Source organism: Streptomyces neyagawaensis (assembly GCF_023516595.1).
In the GTDB taxonomy this organism is placed as follows: Bacteria; Actinomycetota; Actinomycetes; order Streptomycetales; family Streptomycetaceae; genus Streptomyces; species Streptomyces neyagawaensis.
In genome coordinates this window covers 358013-381042 of the sequence record NZ_JAMGBG010000001.1, presented here as the reverse complement: position 1 = coordinate 381042, position 23030 = coordinate 358013, and the positions used below count along the sequence as shown (strand labels likewise).

Genomic DNA, 23030 nt, shown 5'->3' with positions numbered 1-23030 from the left:
ACGCCCGCGCATGGCGTTGTCATGTCTCCGCGTGACATCTGTCATGCGGGGGCACAGCCGTACGACAATGAGCGGGTGCGGGACGGGGAGAGCGAGCGCGGGGCGGGGCTGACGGGCTTCCGTCGTTTCACCTGGTGGACGGTGCCGGGCACCACCGTGTGCCTTCTGGTGCTGTTCTACGGCGAGTGGGTCCTGGACCCGGACGTCCCCGCTTGGGCGCGGGTCCCGGTCGCCGGCGCGCTCGTGGTCGACACGGTCGTCGGCGCGATTCTGCTCGGCCGTCCGCTGAGCCCGTCGAGGGCCGCCGACGTCCCTCACCGCGCGCGCCCACCGCGGTACTTGCTGGTCGCCCTGGTCGCCGCCACCGTCGTGCTCGCGACGCTGCCGCTGGCCCGGCACGCCTACGAGTTGTGGGCGGTCGCCCCGGCCGTCACCACGGCCATCTTCGCGACCTTCCTCCGCCCCCGTCACCGCCGGTCCCTGCTCGCCGGCGCGGTGCTCCTCGCCACGCTGCCGGGCGCCGCCGTCAGTCTGGCCGCCGGTGACGGGGAGCTGCCGTACGCCGCGCTCTTCCCGGCCGGGCTCGTCGCCTTCACCGCGTGGACGGTGCTCGGCCCCCTGTGGGCCTGGAACATCGCCGGACGCCTCGACCGGGCGCGGCGACTGGAGGCCGAGCTGGCCGTGCGGGACGAACGGCTCCGCTTCGCCGCCGACCTGCACGACATCCAGGGTCACCACCTCCAGGTCATCGCTTTGAAGAGCGAGTTGGCGGCGCGGCTCGTGGAACGGGACCCCGCGCGGGCCGCCGCCGAGATGCGCGAGGTACGGCAGCTGTCCGCCGACGCCCTCCGCGACACACGGGCCGTGGTGCGGGGCTACCGCAGGACCACCCTCGACGACGAGATCGCCAACGCCGGGAAGGTGCTGGCCGCGGCCGGCATCGACACCCGCACGTCCCTCGAACCCGCCGCCTCCGCCGGCGACATGGCCGACACCACCCGCCATCTGCTCGGCCTGGTCATGCGGGAGGCCACCACCAACGTCCTGCGCCACAGCCACGCCCGGTACGCGGAGATCGACCACCTGGTCACCGGCGACCGCGCCCGGCTGCGCGTGGCCAACGACGGCGCCGACGAGCGCCCCGGCGCCGGTGACGGCACCGGCCTGACCGCCCTCGCCGAGCGACTGCGGTCCGCCGGAGGCGAGTTGACGTGGCACCGCGACGGCGGCCGCTTCGAGGTCACGGCCACCCTGCCGCTCGGCCGGGCCGACGCGACCCCCGAACCCCTGAAGGAAGTGGCCCGATGATCCGGCTCCTCATAGCCGACGACGAGGACCTCCTGCGCGGCGCCCTCGCCGCGCTGCTCGCCCTGGAGGACGACCTGCGGGTGGTCGCGGAGGCCGCCACCTCCACCGACGCGGTCCGGCTCGCCCGCGAACACCGCCCGGACATCGCCGTGCTCGACCTGGAGATGCCACCGACCGACGGACTGCGCGCCGCCGAGGAGATCGGCGCCGAACTGCCCACCCGCACCGTCATCGTCACCCGGCACGCCCGGCCCGCCGTACTGCGCCGGGCCCTCGCCGCGGGCGTGCGGGGCTTCGTCCCCAAGACGACCCCGGCCGCCCGGCTGGCGGAGATCCTCCGCGACATCGCCGCCGGACGCCGCTATGTGGACCCCGACATCGCCGCGTCCGCGCTCACCGAGGACGACTGCCCCCTCAGCGACCGCGAACTCCAGGTCCTGCGCGCCGCCCGCACCGGAGCCTCCGTCGCCGAGATCGCCACCGAGGTCCATCTGGCCCAGGGCACCGTGCGCAACTACCTCTCCGCCGCGATGTCCAAGCTGGGCGCCCCCACCCGCCACGCGGCGGCCCACCACGCGTGGCAGCAGGGCTGGATCTGACGGGGAGATGGGCGGGTGCCCCTGTCGGCGCACAGGGTCAGTACACGTCCCGCACGTACCGCTTCTCGTTCGCCAGCTGCTTCACGTACGCGGCGGCCTCCGCCTCGCTCAGCCCGCCGTGGGCGACCGCGATGTCGCGCAGCGCCCGGTCGACGTCCTTCGCCATGCGGGAGGCGTCGCCGCAGACGTAGAAGCGGGCGCCGTCCTGAAGCCAGTGCCACAGCTCGGGGCCGTGCTCGCGCATCCGGTCCTGCACGTACACCTTGGCCCGCTGGTCCCGCGAGAACGCGGTGTCCAGCCGGTCCAGCACCCCCGCCCGCCGCAGCTCCGTCAGCTCGTCCTCGTAGTAGTGGTCCGTGGCCCGGTGCTGCTCGCCGAAGAACAGCCAGTTGGGCGCCCGGTGGCCGAGGGCCAGCCGCTCCTGGAGGAAGCCGATGAAGGGGGCGACACCGGTGCCGGGGCCGACCATGACCATCGGGGTCGTGGCGTCCGCGGGCGGCCGGAAGTGCGGTGACCGGTGCACGAACACCGGCACCTCCAGGCCCGTCTCGCCGTCCGCGAGGAACGGTGAGCAGACCCCGCCGCGCGGCTGCCCGCGCAGGTTCTCGTACCGCACGACCGACACGGTCAGCGACACCTCGTGCGGGTCGACGAGCGGGCTCGACGAGATGGAGTACAGCCGGGGCTGGAGCCGCTTGAACACCCCGGCCCACTCTGCCGCGGAGGCCCGCACCGCGAACTCGGCGACCACGTCCACGGCCTGCCTGCCCCACGACCACTGGGCGAGGCCGTCCTTGTTGTCGGGCCGCATCAGCTTCTTCAACTCCCGGTTGTCCCGAGTCCGTTCGGAGACGAAACGGAGCAGGTCCGAGGTGATCCGGGTGATGTCGAGATGCCGGTGCAGCGCCTCGGCGAAGGGCACCTCGCCGACACCGGCGACCTCCACGGCGGCCGAGCCGTCCAGACCGGTCACCGCCAGCCATTCCGCGACCAGGCCGGGGGAGTTGACCGGCCGCACCCCGAGCGCGTCACCGGCCTCGTACGTGAGCCGCGTCCCCTTCGTGTCGAAGGTGAACCGGCGTACTTCCTTGCCCGCCCCCGGCAGGCTGAGCAGCCGGTTGCCGACCAGCCGGGCCCGCGCGGGCGCGGGCCTGGCGGACCGGGGGGCGACGGGCGCGGTGACGGGCGCCAGGACGGGGGCCGTGACAGGGACTGCGTCGGGTGCGGCCTGAGGGCCCGCCTCCGTGAGCCCCTGCGGAGCGGAGGTCTCCGTCCCGGTGCCGAGCGCGGTGAGCACCTGCCCGAGCCAGGCGTCAGCCGACGGCTCGTAGTCCGGCTCGCAGTCCGTACGGGGCGCCAGTCGCACCGCGCCCAGCTCGTCGAGCCGGGCGTCCAGCCGCCGGCCGTGCCCGCAGAAGTCGTCGTAGGACGAGTCCCCGAACGCCAGCACCGCGTACCGCACACCGTCGAGCCTCGGCGCCTCCCGGTCCGTGAGCGCCTCCCAGAAACCCGAGCCGTTGTCGGGCGCGTCCCCGTCACCGAAGGTGCTGGTGATGAGCAACAGGTCCGCGCCGCGCGGCAGTTCGGCCGGGGCGGCCTCGTCCATGCCGACCAGCGCCGCCCGGTGCCCCGCCGCGCCCAGCTGCTCGGCGGCGGCCATCGCGAACTCCTCCGCGGTGCCGGTCTGCGAGGCCCACAGCACCAAGACGTCCCGCCCCGCCGCCCCGGCCGCGGGGACGGCCACCGGCGCCGCGGACCGCGAGTACATCCCGGCGAGCACCCCGTTCACCCACAGCGCGTGCTCGGGGCTGAACGGCGCGTCCGGCGGCAGCACGGGCACCCCGGTGACGCCGGACCCGAGCCCGGCGAGGAAACCGGTCAGGTACTGGCGCTCCTGGGCGGAGAGCACGGGCGGGGGAGCGGGTGCGAGACCGAAGGGGTTGGCGCCGGGGGCGACCGCGCTCGGGACGAGCGCCTCGACAGTGTGAGCCGTGCCCGCCCGGGTGTCGACCGCGCCGGCCGCGACCGGCTGGGTCCCGGTCGGCGACGGCGCGGGCGCCGCCACCTTCGTCAGGCCCACCGCGCACACCTTCAACTCCGGCTGGAACGACAGCGGGTCCACCGCGTCGCTGGTCACCGCGTTGATGCTCAGGTACTCCCCGAACAGGTCGTTCCAGTGGAACGGCGCGAACAGACACCCCGGCCGCACCCGGTCCGTCACGACCACCGGCAGCACGGCCCGCCCCCGCCGCGAGGCGACCTCGACGAAGTCGCCGTCGGCGAGGTGCAGCGCCTGCGCGTCCTGCGGATGCACCTCCACGAACGGACCGGGGTTCAGCCGGTTGAGCTTGGCGACCTTCCCCGTCTTCGTCAGCGTGTGCCACTGGTGCTGCAGCCGCCCCGTGTTGAGCACGAACGGGAAGTCGTCGTCCGGGAGTTCGGCGGGCTCCATGTGCGGCCGCGCGTGGAACACGGCACGTCCGCTCGCGGTGGGGAACGTCAGCCCGCCGTCCGCGTCCACGTACCGGATCGGGTTCCGCGCGGGTCCCGTCTCCTCCGCGGCCGGCCACTGCACCGTCGACGACCGCAGCCGCTCGTACGTCACTCCCCGCAGATCCCACCCGGTCTTCGGGTTCCATGCCTGCTTGATCTCCTCGAAGACCTGCTCGGCGCTGTCGTACGAGAAGCCCTTCTCGAAGCCCATCTCCCGCGCGACGGCGGCGATGATCCGCCAGTCCGCCATCGCCTCGCCCGGCGGGTCGGCGGCCGCGGAGGCCAGCGTCAGATTCCGCTCGCTGTTGACGAGGACGCCCTCGGACTCGGTCCACAGGGCCCCGGGCAGCACGACATCGGCGTACGCGTTGGTCTCGGTGTCGGCGAACACGTCCTGCGTGACGACGAACTCCGCGGCCTCCAGCCCCTCGATCACGGTCTTCCGGTTGGCGACGGAGGCGACGGGGTTGGTGCAGATGATCCAGCACGCCTTGATCTCGCCGTCGGCCATCCTCCGGAACATCTCGACGGTGCCCTTGCCGAAACCGTCCGGGCGCAGCGTGTCCGGCGCCAGCCCCCACAGTTCCTCGACGAACGCCCGCTCCTCGTCCACGAGCACCGACCGCTGGCCCGGCAGCCCCGGCCCCATGTAGCCCATCTCGCGCCCGCCCATGGCGTTGGGCTGCCCGGTCAGGGAGAACGGCCCGCTGCCCGGCCGGCAGATGGCGCCGGTCGCCAGATGCAGATTGACCAGGGCGTTGGTGTTCCAGGTGCCGTGCGTGGACTGGTTGAGCCCCATGGTCCAGCAGCTCGTCCACTCGGCCGCCTCGCCGATCAGCCGCGCGGCCTCGCGTATGTCGTCGGCGGCGAGCCCGGTGACGGAGGCGACGGCGTCCGGCGCGTAGTCGGCGAGGAAGCCGGGCATCGCCTCCCAGCCCTCGGTGTGGGCGGCGATGAACTCCGGGTCGGTGTGCCCGTTCTCGTGCAGCAGGCGCAGCAGCCCGTTGAGCAGGGCGAGGTCCGTGCCCGGACGTATCTGAAGGAAGAGCTCGGCCTTCTCGGCGGTCGCCGTCCGCCGCGGATCGACGACGATCAGCTTCGCGCCCGCTTTGACGCGGTCCATCATCCGCAGGAAGAGGATGGGGTGGCAGTCGGCCATGTTCGAGCCGATCACGAGGAAGACGTCCGCCTTGTCGAGGTCCTCGTACGAGCCGGGCGGCCCGTCGGCGCCCAGCGACAGCTTGTAGCCGGTGCCGGCGCTCGCCATGCACAGCCGGGAGTTCGACTCGATCTGATTGGTGCGGATGAAGCCCTTGGCCAGCTTGTTCGCCAGGTACTGCGCCTCCAGGCTCATCTGGCCGGAGACATAGAACGCGAACGCGTCGGGGCCGTGCTCGTCGATGATCGCGCGCAGCCGCCGGGCCGTCTCGGAGAGGGCGTCCGCGACCGGCATGGGCACCGGCTCGTCACCCCGGTCGTCCCGTACGAGGGCCGTGGTGAGCCGGCCGGGCGCGGCCAGCATGTCGGCGGTCGTCGCGCCCTTGGTGCAGAGTCGGCCGAAGTTCGCCGGGTGGGACTTGTCGCCGGTCGCCCTCAGGACCGTGCGCCGCCCGTCGGGACCCGTCCCGACGTCCAGGAGCATGCCGCAGCCGACACCGCAGTACGAGCACACGGTCCGTACCTGGGTGGTGGTGCTCTGCGGGCCCTGCGCGACCACGGGCGGCCCCTCTCTGTCGGCGTGCGGGGTGTCCCGGTCCCCGTCCGGTACGGCGGCCGGACTGCTTCCGCTCAGCGTCCTGGTGGCCGCCGGGCAGGCTCGATCGTACGAATTGCCCGTTACGCCGATGTCACATGACCTGATCATGAGGGGTTACGCCTGCTACACACCGTCCGGCGCGGGGCTGTGAGGCCGCGGTGCGGCCGACGCGCTGGGCGGAGGTTTCGCGGCCGGCCTCGCGGTCCGTGTCGCTGTTGGGCCGAACGGGTGACCATGCGTAAGAATTGGTCGATGCAGTCAATCAGTGCGAGCCAGGGGGAAGGCCGGTGAACAGGGTGAACAGCCACGATGTCACCGACGAACAGTGGGAGGGGCTCGCACAGGTCGTGCCGCTGCGGGGCCGGGACGCCTGGCCGTCCGCGGTCGACCACCGGACCATACCGGAGGCCGAGACGGAGGCCCGGCGCCGTTTCGTCGTCCTCCGCGTCAATGTCTTCGCCGACGCCCGCGACGTCGCCGAGACGCTGATGGCGGGCATTCCGGTCCTCCTCGACCTCTCCGGCGCGGAGAGCGAGGTGGCCAAACGCGTCCTCGACTTCAGCACCGGCGTCGTCTTCGGCCTCGCCAGCGGAATGCACCGGGTCGACCGCAACGTGTTCCTCCTCACACCCCACGGCACGGAGGTCCGGGGCCTGATGGAGAACGCGGGCGTTCCCGGGGTCTGACCGGCCGGCCCGGACCGCCCGAACCGGAGCAGGGGAGCCGAGGGTCGTCGGAGCCTTCACTCCGACGACGCCGTGGTGATCCGCTTCTCGAACCAGTGATGGGCATACGGCTCGTCGTTGAAGGCGGTGACCTCCTCGAAGCCGTAGGAGTGGTACAGGCCGATCGCGGCGCCGAGAGCCTTGTTGGTGTCCAGGCGCAGGACGTCATGGCCGTGCCGGGCGGCCCGGGACTCCAGTTCGGCCAGGAGCCTGCGGCCGAGGCCGAGGCCACGGGTGTGGGGCGCGACCCACATGCGCTTGACCTCGGCCGGGGCGCCGGGCGGCAGCTTCAGACCCGCGCAGCCGACCGGCTCGCCGTGCAGTCGGGCGACCAGGAACAGCCCGTGCGGCGGCCGGAGTTCGCCCGCGTCGGGCAGCAGGCTCCGCGCGGGGTCGAATCCGGTCTCGAAGCGCTCCTGCAGTTCGGTGAAGTAGGACCGCAGACAGTGCTGGGCGTCGGGGTGGTCCGGGTCGGCACCGTCCAGTGCGACCGTCGCGGCGGTCAGCAGACGGTCGACCTCGGCCATGGCGGCCACCAGCCGGACGCGCTGGGCGGCGTTGAGCGGTTCCAGGAGGGAGCCGGCCAGCTCGTCGCTGCGGCGATCCAGCGCGGCGCGCTCCGCGCGGCCCGCGTCGGTGAGCCGGACCGTACGCACCCGCCGGTCCCGGGGCTGCGGCTCCACCGTCACCAGGCCGTCGGTCTCCAGGGAACGCAGCAACCGGCTGACGTACCCGGAGTCGAGCCCGAGGCGCTCGCGCAGCCGCCGTACGTCCTGGCCCTGCTCGCCGATCTCCCACAGCAGCCGCGCCTCACCGACGGGCCGATCGCGGCCCAGGTAGTGGTCGTGGAGCACGCCCACGCGTTCGGTGACGGTGCGGTTGAACCGCCGCACCTGATCAATCTCCGCCCGATCCATTCTCTGACTCTAGTCAGAGAACCGGCTGTGCGGCCAGAGGGGCCTGGCCGGCGGGAGCGGCTGGCCGGCGGCTCGGCAGCCGCGACGCCTCGCGCGTGAAGCGGTACCCGCGCGGTAGGGCGCCGTATGAGTGCGCCGACGAGATCCACCGGCGCTCCCCGGTCCTCCCGGGCGCATCCCTGGGTGGAAGCGCTCCCTCGTAGGTAGGAAGATCCACGCGGTGGAACGGTTCGTCCGGGCCGGGGCCTCTACGGTCCGCATATGACCGCGTCATCCCCGTCACCGATGCCGACCGGTACCCGCGCAGCGAGCCGCTCGGATCGGCCGAGCGTCACCGAACTGCGGCTCTCGGCCTTCGCGGGTCACCGCGGCGCCGCCTTCCCGCTCGGCCCGCTCACCCTCCTCGCGGGGCCCAGCGGCAGCGGCAAGACGACGGCGCTCCGAGCGTACGAGGCGCTCGCCCGGCTCGGCGGCGGCGCCCGCCTCGACGAGGCGTTCCCCGCCCCGCACGGCTGCGTGCCCGAGCGGGCCCGCCCGGACGCCCAGCGCCGCCGCGGCTTCCGCCTCGGCTGCACCGCCGACGGCCCCGAGGGCCCCATCCGGCTCGACATCGCCGTCCAGGCCGAACCCGAACTCCGCATCGTCGGCGAGCGGTTGACCTCCGGCGGGCTGACCCTCCTGGAGACCGCGCTGGTCGACCCGAGCCGCCCCGTCGTCCAGGCCGCCTGGCACACCGCGGGCGCGTCCCCCGTCACCCGCGGCCCCCTGCCGGACGACCGCCTCGGCACCGCCCTGCTTCCCCTGCGGGTCGCCGGCAAGACCGACGGCCAGCGCCGGGTCCTCGCCGCCGCCGAACAGATGGTGGTCGCCCTCCGCTCGGTCTTCGCCTGCGACCCCCGTCCCCGCCGTATGCGCGACGCCGTACCGCTCGGCTCCGGCCGCCTCCTGCGCGGCTGCGACAACCTCGCCGACGTGCTGTGGCGCACGCGCACGGAGTGCGGCCGACGCCACGCGCAACTGGTCGCGGCGGTCCGGGACGGCTGCGCGGGACCGGTCGCCGACCTCCTCGCCGAACTTGCGCCGGGCGGGCACGGGCAGAGGGGCGCACTCGGGGTCGCCCACGGAGTCAGCCATGGAGCCGACCACGGACGGGGTCGCGGACCCGGTCACGGCAACGGGCACGGTCACGGGAACGGGGCAGTTCGCGGGGCCGGGGCGGGCCACGGGTGCGCGGTCGGCCCCGGTCTGGTGCGGGCGGTGCTCGACCGCGGTGACGGTGTACGGACACCGCTCGCCCTCCTCGGTGACGGCGAGCTGCGGTATCTCGCCCTGGCCCTGGTGCTGTTCACCGGCCCCGGCGTACTGGAGGTCGACCCGGTCGCCGAGGTCCCGGCGGCGCTCCAGACCCTGACCGTCCTGGCCGACGGCCTGGACCGCTGCCTCGACCCCCGTCAGCGCGCCCAACTCCTGTGCGTGGCTGCCCGCATGGGCGAACGCGGCCACATCCGGCTGGTGGGCGCGGTGAGTGACGCGTCATGGGCCGCCGGGGTCCCCGGGGCGACGGTGGTACACCTGGACCGTGAAAGATCCTGAAGCCCCGGACGGACTCGACGTCCCCACCCTCCAGCGTCGCCTCGCCGAGTTCGCGGCCGCCCGGAACTGGGCGCCGTACCACACCCCGAAGAACCTGGTCTCCGCCCTCAGCGTCGAGGCGTCCGAACTGGTCGAGATCTTCCAGTGGTTGACGCCCGAGGAGTCGGCCGGGGTGATGTCGGACCCCGACACCGCCCACCGGGTCACCGACGAAGTCGCCGACGTCCTCGCCTACTTGCTCCAGCTGTGCGAGGTGCTGGACATCGACCCGCTGGCCGCGCTGGACGCGAAGATCGACCGCAATGAGCGGAGGTTCCCGGCGCCGGAAGGCCCGTGAAGTCGAGCCGCCCCACCCGCATATCACTCTCCGTAGTCGGAATGCGGTGCTCTGCCGACTTGTTATCCACAGATTTCAGGCTTCCTCTGGCTTTCTGTCTCAGTCACCCTCACTGTGGGTAATGAACAGACAAGAGGTCGGGCGGGACGTGTGAGAGCGCGTCGGGACAGTCGGGAGCAGCGCATGGACGCGGTGCGGCTCATCTTGGCGAGCAGGCGCGCTCTGGCGGGCAGCGTCGAAGAACCGCAACTCATGGCGGAGGCATGGCAGGCGTACGCCCTCGCGCAGGCGATCGGCAGCCGCCTCGCCGTCTCCGGACCACCCGAACTACGCGGTGAGGCACTGGGGTTGACCGAGCTGGCCGGCAGCGGCTGCGGCATACTCGGCGCCCCTCCGCTCGGGGTGGGCGATTTACGCGCCGCCCAGCTCACCGAGTTGGGCGACGCCCATGACTCCCTCACCCGCCTCGGCGGTCTCCTCGGCGAGGTCGGCATCGCCCTCGTCGGCCTCGCCAGCGCCGCCGACGAGGAGTCGACGTACTGGCAGTGCATGGAGGCGATCGACGCCGCCGACGAGGCCCGCGACAGAGTCCTCGAAATGCTCCGCCGCCTGGCCGTACGGGACCAGGTCCTTGCGGAACGGGACGCGGCAGCCAGCTGAACCGTTTCCGCGCCGGCGGAGGGGAGAAGGGGCCGACAGCGCGCTTCCCCGCGCCTCGACGAGGACCGGCCCCGGCCCGCAGGGCCATGCCCTCGGGCCGTGTCCTCGGGCCGTGTCCTCAGGGACGCGGGGAACCGCACGAGAAGCGCGACGGCGTCGCCCCGCACCCGCCGCACAACCGGTGCACCCGCGTCGGACGGCGCGGCGGTCCGTCGGCGAGGGCAACGGACGGCGGGGTCGGTCGAGTGGCGGGGTCGGTCGAACGGTGGGTGCGGTCGGCCGTCGGTGGTCGGTCAGACGGAGTCCGCGCCCTCCGCAGGAGCGGGACGCGGCGCCGACAGATCGGCGTCGAGCTGGGACAGGTCCGCGTTCAGGGCAGCCATCAACTCCTCCATCTGCTGGAGCAGACCCTTGGGCTGCGCAGGCACGGCGGCCTGCTCCGGCACGGTTTCCTGGGACATGTGACGGCCTCCTCGGCCCTCGCCCCCCGAGGGGGCACGTGTGCGAGCGCCCCGGCAGCGACCGCCGGCGACGGGTGCCGGGCGGTCCGGCTCCTCCCGAGCAACGATCACCGTTGCCGCCGGTCACTGGTGTCGCCCGTTCATCCACCGAATTGACGGGTCTGCACCCGACAGGGCACCACGATCGGGGTCAGGACCGGTGGAGTCGACCGACGTCCGAGCGTGCAGGATGGAGGGCATGGATCTTCGCATCTTCACCGAGCCCCAGCAGGGGGCGACCTACGACACGCTGCTCACCGTCGCCAAGGCCACGGAGGACCTCGGCTTCGACGCCTTCTTCCGCTCGGACCACTATCTCCGCATGGGCTCCGTGGACGGTCTGCCCGGCCCCACCGACGCCTGGATCACCCTGGCCGGCCTCGCGCGGGAGACCAAGCGCATCCGGCTCGGCACCCTGATGACCGCAGGAACCTTCCGCCTGCCCGGTGTGCTCGCCATCCAGGTCGCCCAGGTCGACCAGATGTCCGGCGGCCGCGTCGAACTCGGGCTGGGCGCGGGCTGGTTCGAGGAGGAGCACAAGGCGTACGGCATCCCCTTCCCGAAGGAGAAGTTCGCGCGCCTGGAGGAGCAGCTGGCCATCGTCACGGGGCTGTGGGCCACGGAGGTCGGCAAGACCTTCTCGTACGAGGGCACGCACTACCAGCTGACCGACTCGCCCGCGCTGCCCAAGCCCGCGCAGGCCAAGGTGCCCGTCCTGATCGGCGGGCACGGCGCGAGCCGCACCCCGCGCCTCGCCGCCCGCTACGCCGACGAGTTCAACATGCCGTTCGGCTCGCTGGAGGACACTGAGCGGCAGTTCGGGCGGGTCCGCGAGGCCGTCGAGGAGGCCGGCCGCAAGGGCGACGACCTCGTCTACTCGAACGCGCTGGTCGTCTGCGTCGGCAAGGACGACGCCGAGGTCGCCCGCCGCGCCGCCGCGATCGGCCGCGAGGTCGACGAGCTCAAGACCAACGGGCTCGCCGGCACCCCCGCCGAGGTCGTCGAGAAGATCGGCCGCTACCAGGCCATCGGCTCGCAGCGCCTCTACCTCCAGGTCCTCGACCTCGACGACCTGGACCACCTGGAGCTGATCTCCTCACAGGTGCAGTCACAGCTGTCGTAGGACCCGCCCCCGGACGACGGGGACGCCCCGGACCGGGCCCCGCGCCCCGGAAGGGGGGTGCGGGGCCCGGCCCTCGGCAGGGGAGGGCGGGGGCTCCGGCCGCGGCAGCTGCACCCCGGCGGTCCGCCCTCCTGCCTGCCGGGCTCAGCCGGCCCCCAGGATCCACGGACCCCGGCACTCAGCCGACGGCGCGGGCGTGCACACTCACCGCGTACCCGCCGCCCTGCTCGTAGGGGGCACCGTCCCAGGTGGCGTAGCGCTCCCGGAGGGCCAGTCCGGCGCGCTCGCACCAGTTGTCGAAGTCGGTGAGGGTCACCGTCGCCTCGGGCAGCGGCAGGTGAGCCGCGTCCAGACCCATGCCGGTGACCAGCAGCCCGCCGGGGCGCAGTACGGCGGCCAGCTGCCGGACCACGGTCGGCTCGGTGCCGGGGGCGAGCAGCGGGATGACGTTGCCGGCGGCGACCACCAGGTCGAAGTCCGGGTCCAGGCCGAGAGTGTCCAGGAGGGCGAGGTCCCCGTGGAGCCACCGTGAGGCGGGTGCCTCGCGCCGGGCCACGGCCAGCATGGAGCGGTCGACGTCCACCCCCGTGCAGTGGTGCCCCAGCTCGGCGAGCCGGATCGCGACCCGTCCGGTGCCGCAGCCGGCGTCGAGGATCCGGGCGCCGGGTTCCAGCAGCGCGGCGCAGAAGGTGGCCTCTCCGTGGACGTCATGGCCGGAGGCGGCGAGCCGCGCGAACCGCCGGGCGTACTCCTCCCCGCCCTGCCCGCCCGTCAGCTCCGCCCAACGATCCCGCTGCGTCACCATGTCCCGCGTGCCCTCCGCTCGGCCCTCGTCCCAGGATCGGGACGCCGCCCCGACGCCCCCACCGATCGTCGCACGCGACCTCCGCCCCCACCCGCGCTGCCCGACGCCTCGATCCACGGCGACAGCGGCTTCGCCGCCTGACACCCGAACACGGCGCCTCGACAACCCGCACGAGGACGGTGTGGCGGCCGGTCCCGCCCACCGGCCGTCAAACCGGCCTGGGCCGAAAATACTCCCTGCCCAGAGCACGTTCTCTGTAGGTTGTACGGACACTTCCAACCCGACTCGAGGCCAACCCCCGTGTTCCTGACGATCAGTACCACCGGCACCCCAGAGCGCCCCGCGACCGACCTCGGTTACCTGCTGCACAAGCATCCCGACAAGGCGCAAGCGTTCTCCACGTCCTACGGCAAGGCGCACGTCCTCTACCCAGAGGCGGGCGTCGAGCGGTGCACAGCCGCGCTGCTGCTGGAGGTGGACGCGGTGGCCCTGGTCCGGCGGGGCAAGGGCAAGGGCCGCGGCGGCGCCCCGGACGCGGCACTCGCCCAGTACGTCAACGACCGCCCGTACGCGGCCTCCTCCCTGCTCGCCGTCGCGCTGAGCAGCGTCTTCTCCAGCGCGATGAGCGGCCGCTGCACCGCCCGGCCCGACGCCCCGGGGGAGGCCCGCCCCCTGCGCGTCGAGATACCCGCGCTGCCCGCCCGCGGCGGCCCCGACCTCGTCGCCAAGCTGTTCGAGCCGCTCGGCTGGACAGTCACCGCCGAGGCGGTCCCGCTCGACACGCAGTTCCCGGAGTGGGGCGCCTCCCGTTACGTCCACCTGGTCCTGGAGTCGGAGTCCCTGACCCTGGCCGAGGCACTGCGCCACCTGTACGTCCTCCTGCCGGTCCTCGACGACGCCAAGCACTACTGGGTGTCGTCCGACGAGGTCGACAAGCTGCTGCGGGCCGGTGAGGGCTGGCTGCCCGACCACCCGGAGCAGAAGCTGATCACCAGCCGCTATCTCTCCCGCCGCTGGTCCCTGACCCGCCAGGCCATGGAGCGCCTGGAACTCGTGCGGCTGGCCGAGGCCGACGACAGCGAGGTCGAGGAGATCGACAACGCCGTCGAGGATCCGGAGGAGCCGGGGGAGACGGAGGCGGCTGACGCGGCGGACGCAGCCGAGGCGGTCGAGGCGCTCCAGGGCGCGGAAGGAGCGGGAGCCCGCGAGCACGACGGTGCCGCCGCGGACGCCGCGCACCTCGCCACCGCCGCCTCCGCCACCACTGACTCCACCAACGACGGTGCCGGCTCAACCGGCGCCGACGCGGCCGACGCCGACCCCGACACCGCCGACAAACCCACCCCCCTCGCCACGCTCCGCCGCGACGCGATCATCGCCGCGCTGAAGGACACCGGTGCCGCCCGGGTGCTCGACCTCGGCTGTGGGCAGGGCCAGCTCGTGCAGGCGCTGCTCAAGGACCCGCGGTTCACCGAGATCGTCGGCACCGACGTGTCGATGCGCGCGCTCACCATCGCCTCCCGCCGTCTCAAGCTCGACCGCATGGGCGAGCGGCAGGCCTCGCGCGTGCAGCTCTTCCAGAGCTCCCTCGCCTACACCGACAACCGGCTCAAGGGCTACGACGCCGCCGTGCTCTCCGAGGTCATCGAGCACCTCGACCTGCCCCGGCTGCCCGCCCTGGAGTACGCCGTGTTCGGCTCGGCCCGCCCCCGGACCGTCGTCGTGACCACCCCGAACGTCGAGTACAACGTCCGCTGGGAGACCCTCCCGGCCGGCCACGTCCGCCACGGCGACCACCGCTTCGAGTGGACGCGCGAGGAGTTCCGCGCCTGGGCGGCCACGGTGGCCGAACGGCACGGCTACGACGTCGCGTTCGTGCCCGTCGGACCCGACGACCCGGAGGTGGGGCCACCCACCCAGATGGCCGTGTTCAGCATCAGCGACAGGAACGAGAAGGAGGCGAAGGCGGCATGAGCGACACCACCGTGGAGACCGGCGTGCGGAAGGCCGAGGGGCGCACCCTGCCCGTCACCGACCTCTCCCTCGTCGTCCTGATCGGCGCCTCCGGCTCCGGCAAGTCGACCTTCGCCCGCAAGCACTTCAAGCCCACCGAGATCATCTCCTCCGACTTCTGCCGGGGCCTCGTCTCCGACGACGAGAACGACCAGAGCGCGACGAAGGACGCCTTCGACGTGCTGCACTACATCGCCGGCAAGCGGCTCGCCGCCGGCCGCCGCACCGTCGTCGACGCGACCAGCGTGCAGTCGGAGTCCCGCAAGCAGCTCATCGACCTGGCCCGGAAGCACGACGTGCTGCCGATCGCCATCGTCCTCGACGTGCCCGAGGAGGTGTGCGCCGAGCGCAACGCGGCCCGCACCGACCGCGCCGACATGCCGCGCCGCGTCATCCAGCGCCACACCCGCGAACTCCGCCGCTCGCTGCGCCACCTGGAGCGCGAGGGCTTCCGCAAGGTGCACGTCCTGCGGGGCGTGGCCGACGTCGAGAACGCCACGATCGTCACCGAGAAGCGTTACAACGACCTCACCCACTTCACCGGCCCGTTCGACATCATCGGCGACATCCACGGCTGCGCCCACGAGCTGGAGGCACTCCTCGGCAAGCTCGGTTACGTCGACGGCGTCCACCCCGAGGGCCGTACGGCCGTCTTCGTCGGCGACCTCGTCGACCGCGGCCCGGACAGCCCGGGCGTCCTGCGCCGCGTGATGTCCATGGTCGGCTCCGGCAGCGCGCTGTGCGTGCCCGGCAACCACGAGAACAAGTACGGCCGCTACCTCAAGGGCCGAGGCGTCCAGCACACCCACGGCCTCGCCGAGACCATCGAGCAGATGGAGGGCGAGAGCGAGGAGTTCAAGAAGCAGGTCCGGGAGTTCATCGACGGACTCGTCAGCCACTACGTCCTCGACGGCGGGAAGCTCGTCGTCTGCCACGCCGGCCTGCCGGAGAAGTACCACGGCCGCACCTCCGGCCGGGTGCGCAGCCACGCCCTGTACGGCGACACCACGGGGGAGACCGACGAGTTCGGGCTGCCCGTGCGCTACCCGTGGGCGGAGGACTACCGGGGTCGCGCGGCCGTCGTCTACGGCCACACCCCGGTGCCGCAGGCCACCTGGCTGAACAACACCATCTGCCTCGACACGGGTGCCGTGTTCGGCGGGAAGCTGACCGCGCTGCGCTGGCCGGAGCGCGAACTGGTCGACGTACCGGCGGAGCAGGTCTGGTACGAGCCGACGAGGCCGCTGGCCTCCGAGGCGCCCGGCGGCCACGAGGGCCGGCCGCTGGCCCTGACGGACGTGCACGGCCGCCGTATCGTCGAGACCCGCTACGACGGCCAGGCCCGTGTCTCGATCCGCGAGGAGAACGCGGCCGCCGCCCTGGAGGTCATGAGCCGCTTCGCCGTCGACCCCCGGCTGCTGCCGTACCTCCCGCCGACCATGGCGCCGACGGCCACCTCGCACGTCGAGGGCTATCTGGAGCACCCGGCGGAGGCGTTCGCGCAGTACAAGGAGGACGGGGTCGCGCGCGTCGTGTGCGAGGAGAAGCACATGGGCTCGCGGGCCGTCGCCCTGGTCTGCCGTGACGCGGACGCGGCCCGCCGCCGCTTCGGTGTGGACGGTCCCACCGGCTCCCTCTACACCCGTACCGGTCGCCCGTTCTTCGACGACGAGGCCCGCACCGAGCTGGTCCTCGGCCGGGTGCGGGAGGCCATGACGGAGGCCGGGCTGTGGGATGAGCTGGACACGGACTGGGTGTTGCTCGACGCCGAGCTGATGCCGTGGTCGCTGAAGGCGTCCGGGCTGCTGCGCACGCAGTACGCGGCGGTCGGCGCCGCGTCCGGCGCGGTGTTCCCGGGGGCGCTGGCCGCCCTGGAGGGTGCGGCGGCGCGGGGTGTCGACGTGGGCGGGCTGCTGGACAAGCAGCGGGAGCGGGCCGCCGACGCGGCCGCGTTCACCGAGGCGTACCGGCGCTACTGCTGGCCCACCGAGGGCCTGGACGGGGTGCGGCTCGCCCCGTTCCAGATCCTCGCCGTCCAGGGCCGCAGCCTCGCCGCGCTGCCGCACGACGAGCAGCTCGCCCTGATCGACCGGCTCGTCGAGTTCGACGCCAGCGGACTGCTCCAGACCACCCGGCGCCTCTTCGTGGACACCGGTGACGAGGACTCGGTCCGCGCCGGCGTCGACTGGTGGCTGGAGATGACGGGCCGCGGCGGCGAGGGCATGGTCGTGAAGCCGGTCGGTGCCGTGGTCCGCACGGAGCAGGGGCGGCTGGTGCAGCCCGGCATCAAGTGCCGGGGCCGGGAGTACCTGCGCATCATCTACGGCCCGGAGTACACCCGTCCGGACAACCTGGCCCGGCTGCGCGGGCGTTTCCTCAACCACAAGAGGTCGCTCGCCATCCGCGAGTACGTCCTCGGACTGGAGGCCCTCGACCGGCTCGCCGAGGGGGAGCCGCTGTGGCGGGTGCACGAGGCGGTGTTCGGGGTACTGGCCCTGGAGTCGGAGCCGGTCGACCCCCGGCTGTGACCGCCGGGCCCGCGCCTGTGCGGCGACTTTACGGCTGATAATGTCGCAGACAGGCGTGGCCGCGCTCCGCGTTCGAATGGTTTCAGCGGTTCCGGCACTGCCCGGGGGCAGCGATCGCAGCCAATCGCAGGCGATCGCTGTCACCCGGGTCGGTCCCATCGGTTCCATTCGAAGGTATGCGGGGTACCCCATGCGTCGCAGCACAGCGCAGTCCGGGCGACAGCGATCGGCACTCGACGCCGCCTACGACGAGTGCCGCCGCCTGGTCCGCACGACGCGGCCCACCGAGTACGCCCTGATGGGTCTGATGCCCCCGGCGGCCCGGCCCGCCTGCTGGGCCCTGTACGCGGCGTTCGCCCACGCGGACGACCTGCTCGACTCCACCGACGGCACCCCCGAGGAGCGCGCGGCCCGGCTCAAGGAGTGGCGCGCGGCTCTGGAGGCCGACCTCACCAGCGGTACCAGCGACGACCCGATCCGGCTCGCGCTGACCGACGCGGTCTGGCACTGGGGGCTCGACCTCGGGGACCTGCTGGGCGCGCTGGAGGCGGTCCAGCGGGACGGTGACCGGCAGTCCGTCGCCACCTGGCAGGAGTGGCGGGAACGGTCCCACGCCCAGAACATCAGCTGGCCCGAGCAGTTCATGCGGCTGCTGGTGCGATGCGGTCTGCCCGTGCCGGTACGGCTGCGGGACGTGCCGGGCTTCACCCGTTTCGTGGAGGGTCTGTTCCTCGCGGACATGCTCCGCGACCTGCCCGAGGACCTGGACGGGGGACACGTCTGGTTCCCGACCGAGGTGCTCGACCGGTTCCAGGTCGCCCCGGCCGATCTGATCGCCCGCCGGTGGACCCCCGCCGTCCGGCGGCTCATCGCCCACCTCACGGGTGAGGCCCGCGCCTGGCTGGAGGGCGCCCGCCGGGTCCTGCGCGGCAGCCTGCCGCTGGGGCCGGCGATCGTCCTGGACACCACCGTCGACCTGTTCACCGCGGAGCTGGACGCGATCATAGGCGCGGGCCCCGCCGCGCTGAGCCGGCCCGTACGCGTCCCCCGGCACAAGCAGTGGCGCGTCCTCGGCCCGGCCCGCGCCCGCGCCGCCGCGATCTGGCGGCTGACCCTGCCGCCCACCATGGCCACCCCCGGCGGACGCCCGGTCGCGGGCCCCGACACCGACACCGCGCAGCACACCCCCGAATGGCAGCCGGTGCCGGTCGCCGAGCCGCCGCTGCCGCCGCGCCCCCACGTCGACGGTGTACGCCCGCCCGAGATCGCCGCCGCCCAACTCCCGAACCACGTGGCCATCGTCATGGACGGCAACGGCCGCTGGGCCACCGGCCTCGGCCTGCCCCGCGACGAGGGGCACCGCGCCGGGGCGGTCGCCCTGCGCGATGTCGTCCAGGGCGCCCTGGAGATCGGCCTGCGCCATCTGACGGTGTACGCGTTCTCCACGGAGAACTGGAAGCGTTCACCCGACGAGGTCTCCAAGCTGTTCGCCATCATGCGCGCCGAACTCCTCGACGGCGAACTGCTCCAGCACGACGTACGCCTGCGCTGGATCGGCTCCCCGGACGGCCTTCCGGACGACGTCGTCGAGGTCCTGCGCTCCCAGGAACGCGCCACCCGCCACCGCACGGGCCTGACCCTCAACGTCTGCGTCAACTACGGCGGCCGCGCCGAACTGACCCAGGCGGGCGCGGCCCTCGCGCGCGCCGCCCTCGCCGGCGACATCGACCCCTCTCGCGTCACCGAGCAGCAGTTCGCCGCGCACCTCCCGCACCACGCCATGCCCGACGTGGACCTCCTGTGGCGCACCAGCGGCGAACTCCGCATCTCCAACTTCCTCCCCTGGCACGCCCACTACGCCGAACTCCACTTCACCGACACCCCCTGGCCGGAGGCCGACCGCCGAGACCTCTGGCAGGCCCTGGAGACCTACACCCAGAGAAAACGCCGCAAGGGAGCGGCAACGGAAACGAAGTAGCGGGGCCGAGGGAAGGTACGGAAGGCACGGAGGGCAGGGGGCGCAGCCCCCGCCCTCCCGGGGCGCGGGGAACTGCGCGACCAGCCCCCACGAACCCGCAGACACAGGCACGCGCACTCCCCGGCAGGGGCACACGGCAGCCCCCGAGGCGACGCGGGGTCGAAGGGGCGCGCAGCCCCCCCTGGAGGACGGGACGGGTAGGGGCGGTGGGGGCGAGAACTCACCCCAGAAGCCGCAACCGCACCCCCGCCACCCCCACCTCCACCGTCTGCCCCCACGTCAACTCCAACGCGTCCCCCTCCATCCCGTCCCCGAACACGATCAACCGATCCGACTCCACGGTCAGCCGCAACCGCGCTCCCGCCCCCAGCGCCCCCGCCACCATCGACGTACCGGTCACCGGCGACGGCCACGCCTCCCGCACGAACCACAGCAGCCGCGCCTCCCCGGGCCCCGGCAGCTCCAGCCGACTCGCACGCTCCTGCCACACCGACCGGATCCACCCGGTCGCCCCTGTCCCCGTCCCCACCAGCACCCCCGACGAGGCCTGGGGCTCGACGGCACCCCTGTCGCCGTCGAGCCCCAGGCGGTACCGCGCGGTCTGGTGCCCCGCCGCGCCCAGATAGACCTCGTTGAGCGCCACCAGCCGCTGCGTGTCGTCGGCGACGGCCTCCACCATGGTCAGCTCGTCCACCGCCGCCCCCCGCCCCGGCGCCGAGGCGAGCAGCTTCCCCACGTCCGCGACCCCGTGCCGGACCAGCACCCCCGGGTTCCGCCGGGGATCGGCGTTGACCCCGAGCACCGGCTGCCCCGCGAGGTACTTCGCCACGTTGGCCACCAGACCGTCCTGCCCGACGACGACCACGACGTCCTCGGGAGCGAACAGGAACCGGTCCAGGTCGGCCCGCTCCACGTGGGCCTGACGCCAGGTCAGCGGCACCGAGGACGTGACCTCGGCCAGCGCCCGCCGCTCCCGGCGGTGCCGCTCGGCCACGTCCTCGATGTCCCGCCCACGTGACGTCAGGAAGAAGGCGGCCTGGCCGTGCGTGCCGTGCCGGGCCACCAACTCCTCGTACTCGGTGGTGCGGTGGACCAGCACCACCCGTGGCGCGAGACTCACGCGGTCTCCCCGGAACCGCCCGCCCCGCCCAGCTTCGCCAGCAGCCCGGTCAGCACGTCCGGCGAGACGGTCACGCTCTCGATCCGCGGCAGGTTCTCCGCGAGCCGCGTCCCGGTCAGCGCGTGCAGCGTCGCCGCGTCCACCTCACCGTGCACCCGCAGCCACGCCGACTGCGCCTCGGCCCGCGCCGCGCCGACGGCCCGCGCCGCGGCGGCCTCCGCCTCCGCGAGCTTGACCTGCCGGTCCGCCTCCGCCTCGGCGAGCCGGACGTTCCGCGTGGCCTCCGCCTCGGCGAGCTGCACGGTGCGTGCGGCCTCCGCCTCGGTGAGCCGCAGCGTCCGGGCCGCCTCCGCGCCCGCCTTCACGGCGTCCGCGGCGGCCTTCTCCTCGGCCTCGCGGCGCGCGTTCGTCCCGCGCTGTTCGACCAACTGCTCCTCGCGCCGGGCGAGTTCGATCTGGCTGGCCAGTTCGTTCTCCGCGATGGCCCGTTCCCGTTCGACGGCCACGGCCCGGCGTTCGTAGGTCGCCCGGTCCGCCTCCTGCTGGATCTGCTCCCGCGCGGGCGTCCGCAGGGCCCGCTCCACCTCCGGCTCGGGCCGCAGCGCCACCACGCGTACGGCCACGATCTCGATGCCGGTGGCCGGCAGTCGGGGCTCGGCCGCGAGGCCGCTCGCCACCCGCTCCCGTACCGCCGCGACCCCGTCGACCAGTGCGGACGACAGCGACGTACGGGCGAGGACGTCCAGGGCGTGCTGCTGGGCCGTCTCCGTCAGCAGCGTCGACAGCTGCTCCAGGGGAGCGCCCCGCCAGACGCCCGTGTCGGGGTCGATGGAGAAGTCGAGCCGCGCGGCGGCGATCGCCGGGTCGCTGACCCGGTAGGTCACCGTCGCCTGCACCGCCACGTCCTGGAAGTCGGAGGTACGGGCGTGGAAGGTCATCGCCAGCTCACGGTCGTCGACCGGGACCTCGGACAGCGCGGCGGTCAGCGACCGGTACCAGAAGCTCAGCCCCGGGCCGTCGTGCACGAGTCGTCCCGAGCGGTGGTGACGGATGTGCGCGGTGGGCGCACCGCGCAGATGCCGCCAGCCGAACCGTCTGGTGATGTCGGCCATGAATGATCCCCCTCGTCGTCCCCATGGACTCGTTCGCGTCAGGTAGACGATAATGCCTCGGGCTGATTATCGTCAAGGAGACGAGATCGAGGAATCGTTTCGGCCGACCTGTGGGTGAACGCACGCACGAATGGTCAGGATGGAGGCATGGGATTCCATGTCGACTCCGAGGCCGGGCGGCTGCGCCGCGTCATCCTGCACCGGCCTGATCTAGAGCTCAAAAGGCTCACCCCCAGCAACAAGGACCTGCTCCTCTTCGACGACGTGCTGTGGGTGCGCCGGGCGCGCGCGGAGCACGACGGCTTCGCGGACGTGCTGCGCGATCGAGGAGTCGCCGTCCACCTCTTCGGTGATCTGCTGACGGACGCCATGCGAGTCCCCGAGGCCCGCGAACTCGTCCTCGACCGGGTCTTCGACGAGAAGGAGTACGGCCCGCTCGCCACGGACCACCTCCGGGCCGTCTTCGAGTCCCTGCCCCTGGGTGAGCTGGTCGAGGCGCTGATCGGCGGGATGACCAAACGGGAGTTCCTCGACGCGTACATGGAGCCGACGAGCGTCCGCTTCCACGTCATGGAGCTGGACGACTTCCTCATCGACCCGCTCCCCAACCACCTCTTCACCCGTGACACCTCCGCCTGGATCTATGACGGGGTGTCCATCAACGCCATGCGCTGGCCGGCCCGTCAGCGCGAGACGGTCCACTTCGAGGCGATCTACCGGCACCATCCCCTCTTCCGCGGTGAGGACTTCCATGTCTGGTCCGAGGGGCAGGCCGACTACCCCTCCACCATCGAGGGCGGCGACGTCCTCGTCATCGGCAACGGCGCCGTCCTCATCGGTATGAGCGAGCGGACCACGCCGCAGGCCGTCGAGATGCTCGCCCACAAGCTGTTCGCCGCCGGTTCCGCGCGGACCATCGTCGCGCTGGACATGCCGAAGCGCCGTGCCTTCATGCACCTCGACACGGTCATGACGATGGTCGACGGCGACACCTTCACCCAGTACGCCGGACTCGGCATGCTCCGCTCGTACACCATCGAGCCCGGCGTCGGCGAGAAGGAGCTGAAGGTCACCGACCACCCGCCCGAGCACATGCACCGCGCGATCGCCGCCGCCCTGGGGCTGAACGAGATCCGCGTGCTCACCGCCACCCAGGACGTCCACGCCGCCGAACGCGAGCAGTGGGACGACGGATGCAACGTCCTGGCCGTGGAGCCGGGGGTGGTGGTGGCCTACGAGCGGAACGTCACCACGAACACGCATCTGCGCAAGCGGGGCATCGAGGTGATCGAGATCCCCGGGAGCGAGCTGGGGCGGGGGAGAGGTGGTCCGCGCTGTATGAGCTGCCCGGTGGAGAGGGCGCCCGTGTGAGCGGCCCACGGGGAGGTTGGCGGGCCTGCCTGTGTGGGCGGCCCATGGGGAGGTCGGCGGGGCCTGTATAGAAATGTGGAACATCGTATAGA

The 23030-nt window shown here is 72.9% G+C and carries 17 protein-coding genes; 11 read left to right on the top strand and 6 right to left on the bottom strand.

Annotated features, from left to right (window positions below; all coding sequences use genetic code 11):
- Positions 1-21 precede the first annotated feature (21 nt).
- Both M8J73_RS01600 and M8J73_RS01595 read left to right on the top strand, forming a co-directional pair.
- Positions 22-1308: a sensor histidine kinase gene (locus M8J73_RS01600; protein ID WP_240501233.1), complete on the top strand. Its 1287-nt coding sequence runs from the start codon at positions 22-24 to the stop codon at positions 1306-1308.
- Positions 1305-1907, top strand: a complete 603-nt coding sequence (locus tag M8J73_RS01595; protein ID WP_055538612.1) for a response regulator transcription factor — start codon at positions 1305-1307, stop codon at positions 1905-1907. Before M8J73_RS01600 ends, M8J73_RS01595 begins: the two co-directional genes overlap by 4 nt.
- Positions 1908-1944: 37 nt before the next feature.
- Here M8J73_RS01595 and M8J73_RS01590 read toward each other — a convergent pair whose 3' ends face one another.
- Complete coding sequence (locus tag M8J73_RS01590) at positions 1945-6117, bottom strand: bifunctional nitrate reductase/sulfite reductase flavoprotein subunit alpha (protein ID WP_055538613.1); 4173 nt, start codon at positions 6115-6117, stop codon at positions 1945-1947.
- A 335-nt stretch (positions 6118-6452) separates the two neighbouring features.
- Between M8J73_RS01590 and M8J73_RS01585 the strand changes: the two genes are divergently transcribed.
- Entirely contained in the window at positions 6453-6842 is a 390-nt protein-coding gene (locus tag M8J73_RS01585) for a cell division protein SepF (RefSeq protein WP_055538615.1), read from the top strand.
- A 56-nt stretch (positions 6843-6898) separates the two neighbouring features.
- Here M8J73_RS01585 and M8J73_RS01580 read toward each other — a convergent pair whose 3' ends face one another.
- On the bottom strand, positions 6899-7798 hold the full coding sequence (locus M8J73_RS01580; protein ID WP_055538614.1) for a bifunctional helix-turn-helix transcriptional regulator/GNAT family N-acetyltransferase: 900 nt from the start codon (positions 7796-7798) through the stop codon (positions 6899-6901).
- A 261-nt stretch (positions 7799-8059) separates the two neighbouring features.
- Between M8J73_RS01580 and M8J73_RS01575 the strand changes: the two genes are divergently transcribed.
- From M8J73_RS01575 to M8J73_RS01565, 3 genes are all read left to right on the top strand, one after another.
- Positions 8060-9391: an AAA family ATPase gene (locus M8J73_RS01575; RefSeq protein WP_249828133.1), complete on the top strand. Its 1332-nt coding sequence runs from the start codon at positions 8060-8062 to the stop codon at positions 9389-9391.
- Positions 9378-9728 carry a nucleotide pyrophosphohydrolase gene (locus tag M8J73_RS01570; protein ID WP_055543253.1) on the top strand — a complete coding sequence of 117 codons (351 nt, stop codon included), beginning with the start codon at positions 9378-9380 and terminating at the stop codon, positions 9726-9728. The genes M8J73_RS01575 and M8J73_RS01570 overlap by 14 nt, the downstream gene beginning before the upstream one ends.
- A gap of 183 nt (positions 9729-9911) precedes the next feature.
- Positions 9912-10388 carry a DUF6099 family protein gene (locus M8J73_RS01565; protein ID WP_055543252.1) on the top strand — a complete coding sequence of 159 codons (477 nt, stop codon included), beginning with the start codon at positions 9912-9914 and terminating at the stop codon, positions 10386-10388.
- 293 nt (positions 10389-10681) lie between these two features.
- Here M8J73_RS01565 and M8J73_RS01560 read toward each other — a convergent pair whose 3' ends face one another.
- Complete coding sequence (locus M8J73_RS01560) at positions 10682-10849, bottom strand: hypothetical protein (protein ID WP_169797963.1); 168 nt, start codon at positions 10847-10849, stop codon at positions 10682-10684.
- Positions 10850-11087: 238 nt separating this feature from the next.
- Here M8J73_RS01560 and M8J73_RS01555 point away from each other — a divergent pair, with 238 nt between their 5' ends.
- The gene (locus M8J73_RS01555) at positions 11088-12011 is read left to right on the top strand and encodes an LLM class F420-dependent oxidoreductase (RefSeq protein WP_055543254.1); all 924 of its coding nucleotides are present in this window, start codon (positions 11088-11090) and stop codon (positions 12009-12011) included.
- Between the two features lie 178 nt (positions 12012-12189).
- Here M8J73_RS01555 and M8J73_RS01550 read toward each other — a convergent pair whose 3' ends face one another.
- Positions 12190-12816, bottom strand: a complete 627-nt coding sequence (locus tag M8J73_RS01550; RefSeq protein WP_249828132.1) for a class I SAM-dependent methyltransferase — start codon at positions 12814-12816, stop codon at positions 12190-12192.
- A gap of 300 nt (positions 12817-13116) precedes the next feature.
- Between M8J73_RS01550 and M8J73_RS01545 the strand changes: the two genes are divergently transcribed.
- The 3 genes from M8J73_RS01545 to uppS all read left to right on the top strand — a co-directional run bounded on the left by M8J73_RS01545 (position 13117) and on the right by uppS (position 19335).
- Complete coding sequence (locus M8J73_RS01545; protein ID WP_249828131.1) at positions 13117-14790, top strand: 3' terminal RNA ribose 2'-O-methyltransferase Hen1; 1674 nt, start codon at positions 13117-13119, stop codon at positions 14788-14790.
- Positions 14787-17357, top strand: a complete 2571-nt coding sequence (locus M8J73_RS01540; RefSeq protein ID WP_055541828.1) for a polynucleotide kinase-phosphatase — start codon at positions 14787-14789, stop codon at positions 17355-17357. Before M8J73_RS01545 ends, M8J73_RS01540 begins: the two co-directional genes overlap by 4 nt.
- 190 nt (positions 17358-17547) lie before the next feature.
- Positions 17548-19335 (top strand): polyprenyl diphosphate synthase, encoded by a 1788-nt coding sequence (uppS, locus tag M8J73_RS01535; protein ID WP_055541829.1) that lies wholly within the window; start codon positions 17548-17550, stop codon positions 19333-19335.
- A gap of 220 nt (positions 19336-19555) precedes the next feature.
- Here the strand turns inward: uppS and M8J73_RS01530 are convergent, their stop codons facing one another.
- Both M8J73_RS01530 and M8J73_RS01525 read right to left on the bottom strand, forming a co-directional pair.
- Positions 19556-20455, bottom strand: coding sequence for a hypothetical protein (locus tag M8J73_RS01530; RefSeq protein ID WP_249828130.1), 900 nt, complete (start codon positions 20453-20455; stop codon positions 19556-19558).
- On the bottom strand, positions 20452-21567 hold the full coding sequence (locus M8J73_RS01525) for an SPFH domain-containing protein (protein ID WP_055542696.1): 1116 nt from the start codon (positions 21565-21567) through the stop codon (positions 20452-20454). The genes M8J73_RS01530 and M8J73_RS01525 overlap by 4 nt, the downstream gene beginning before the upstream one ends.
- Positions 21568-21714: 147 nt before the next feature.
- On the opposite strand from M8J73_RS01525, the gene M8J73_RS01520 reads away from it, so the two are divergent.
- Positions 21715-22938, top strand: coding sequence for an arginine deiminase (locus tag M8J73_RS01520; protein ID WP_055542695.1), 1224 nt, complete (start codon positions 21715-21717; stop codon positions 22936-22938).
- Positions 22939-23030: the final 92 nt, after the last annotated feature.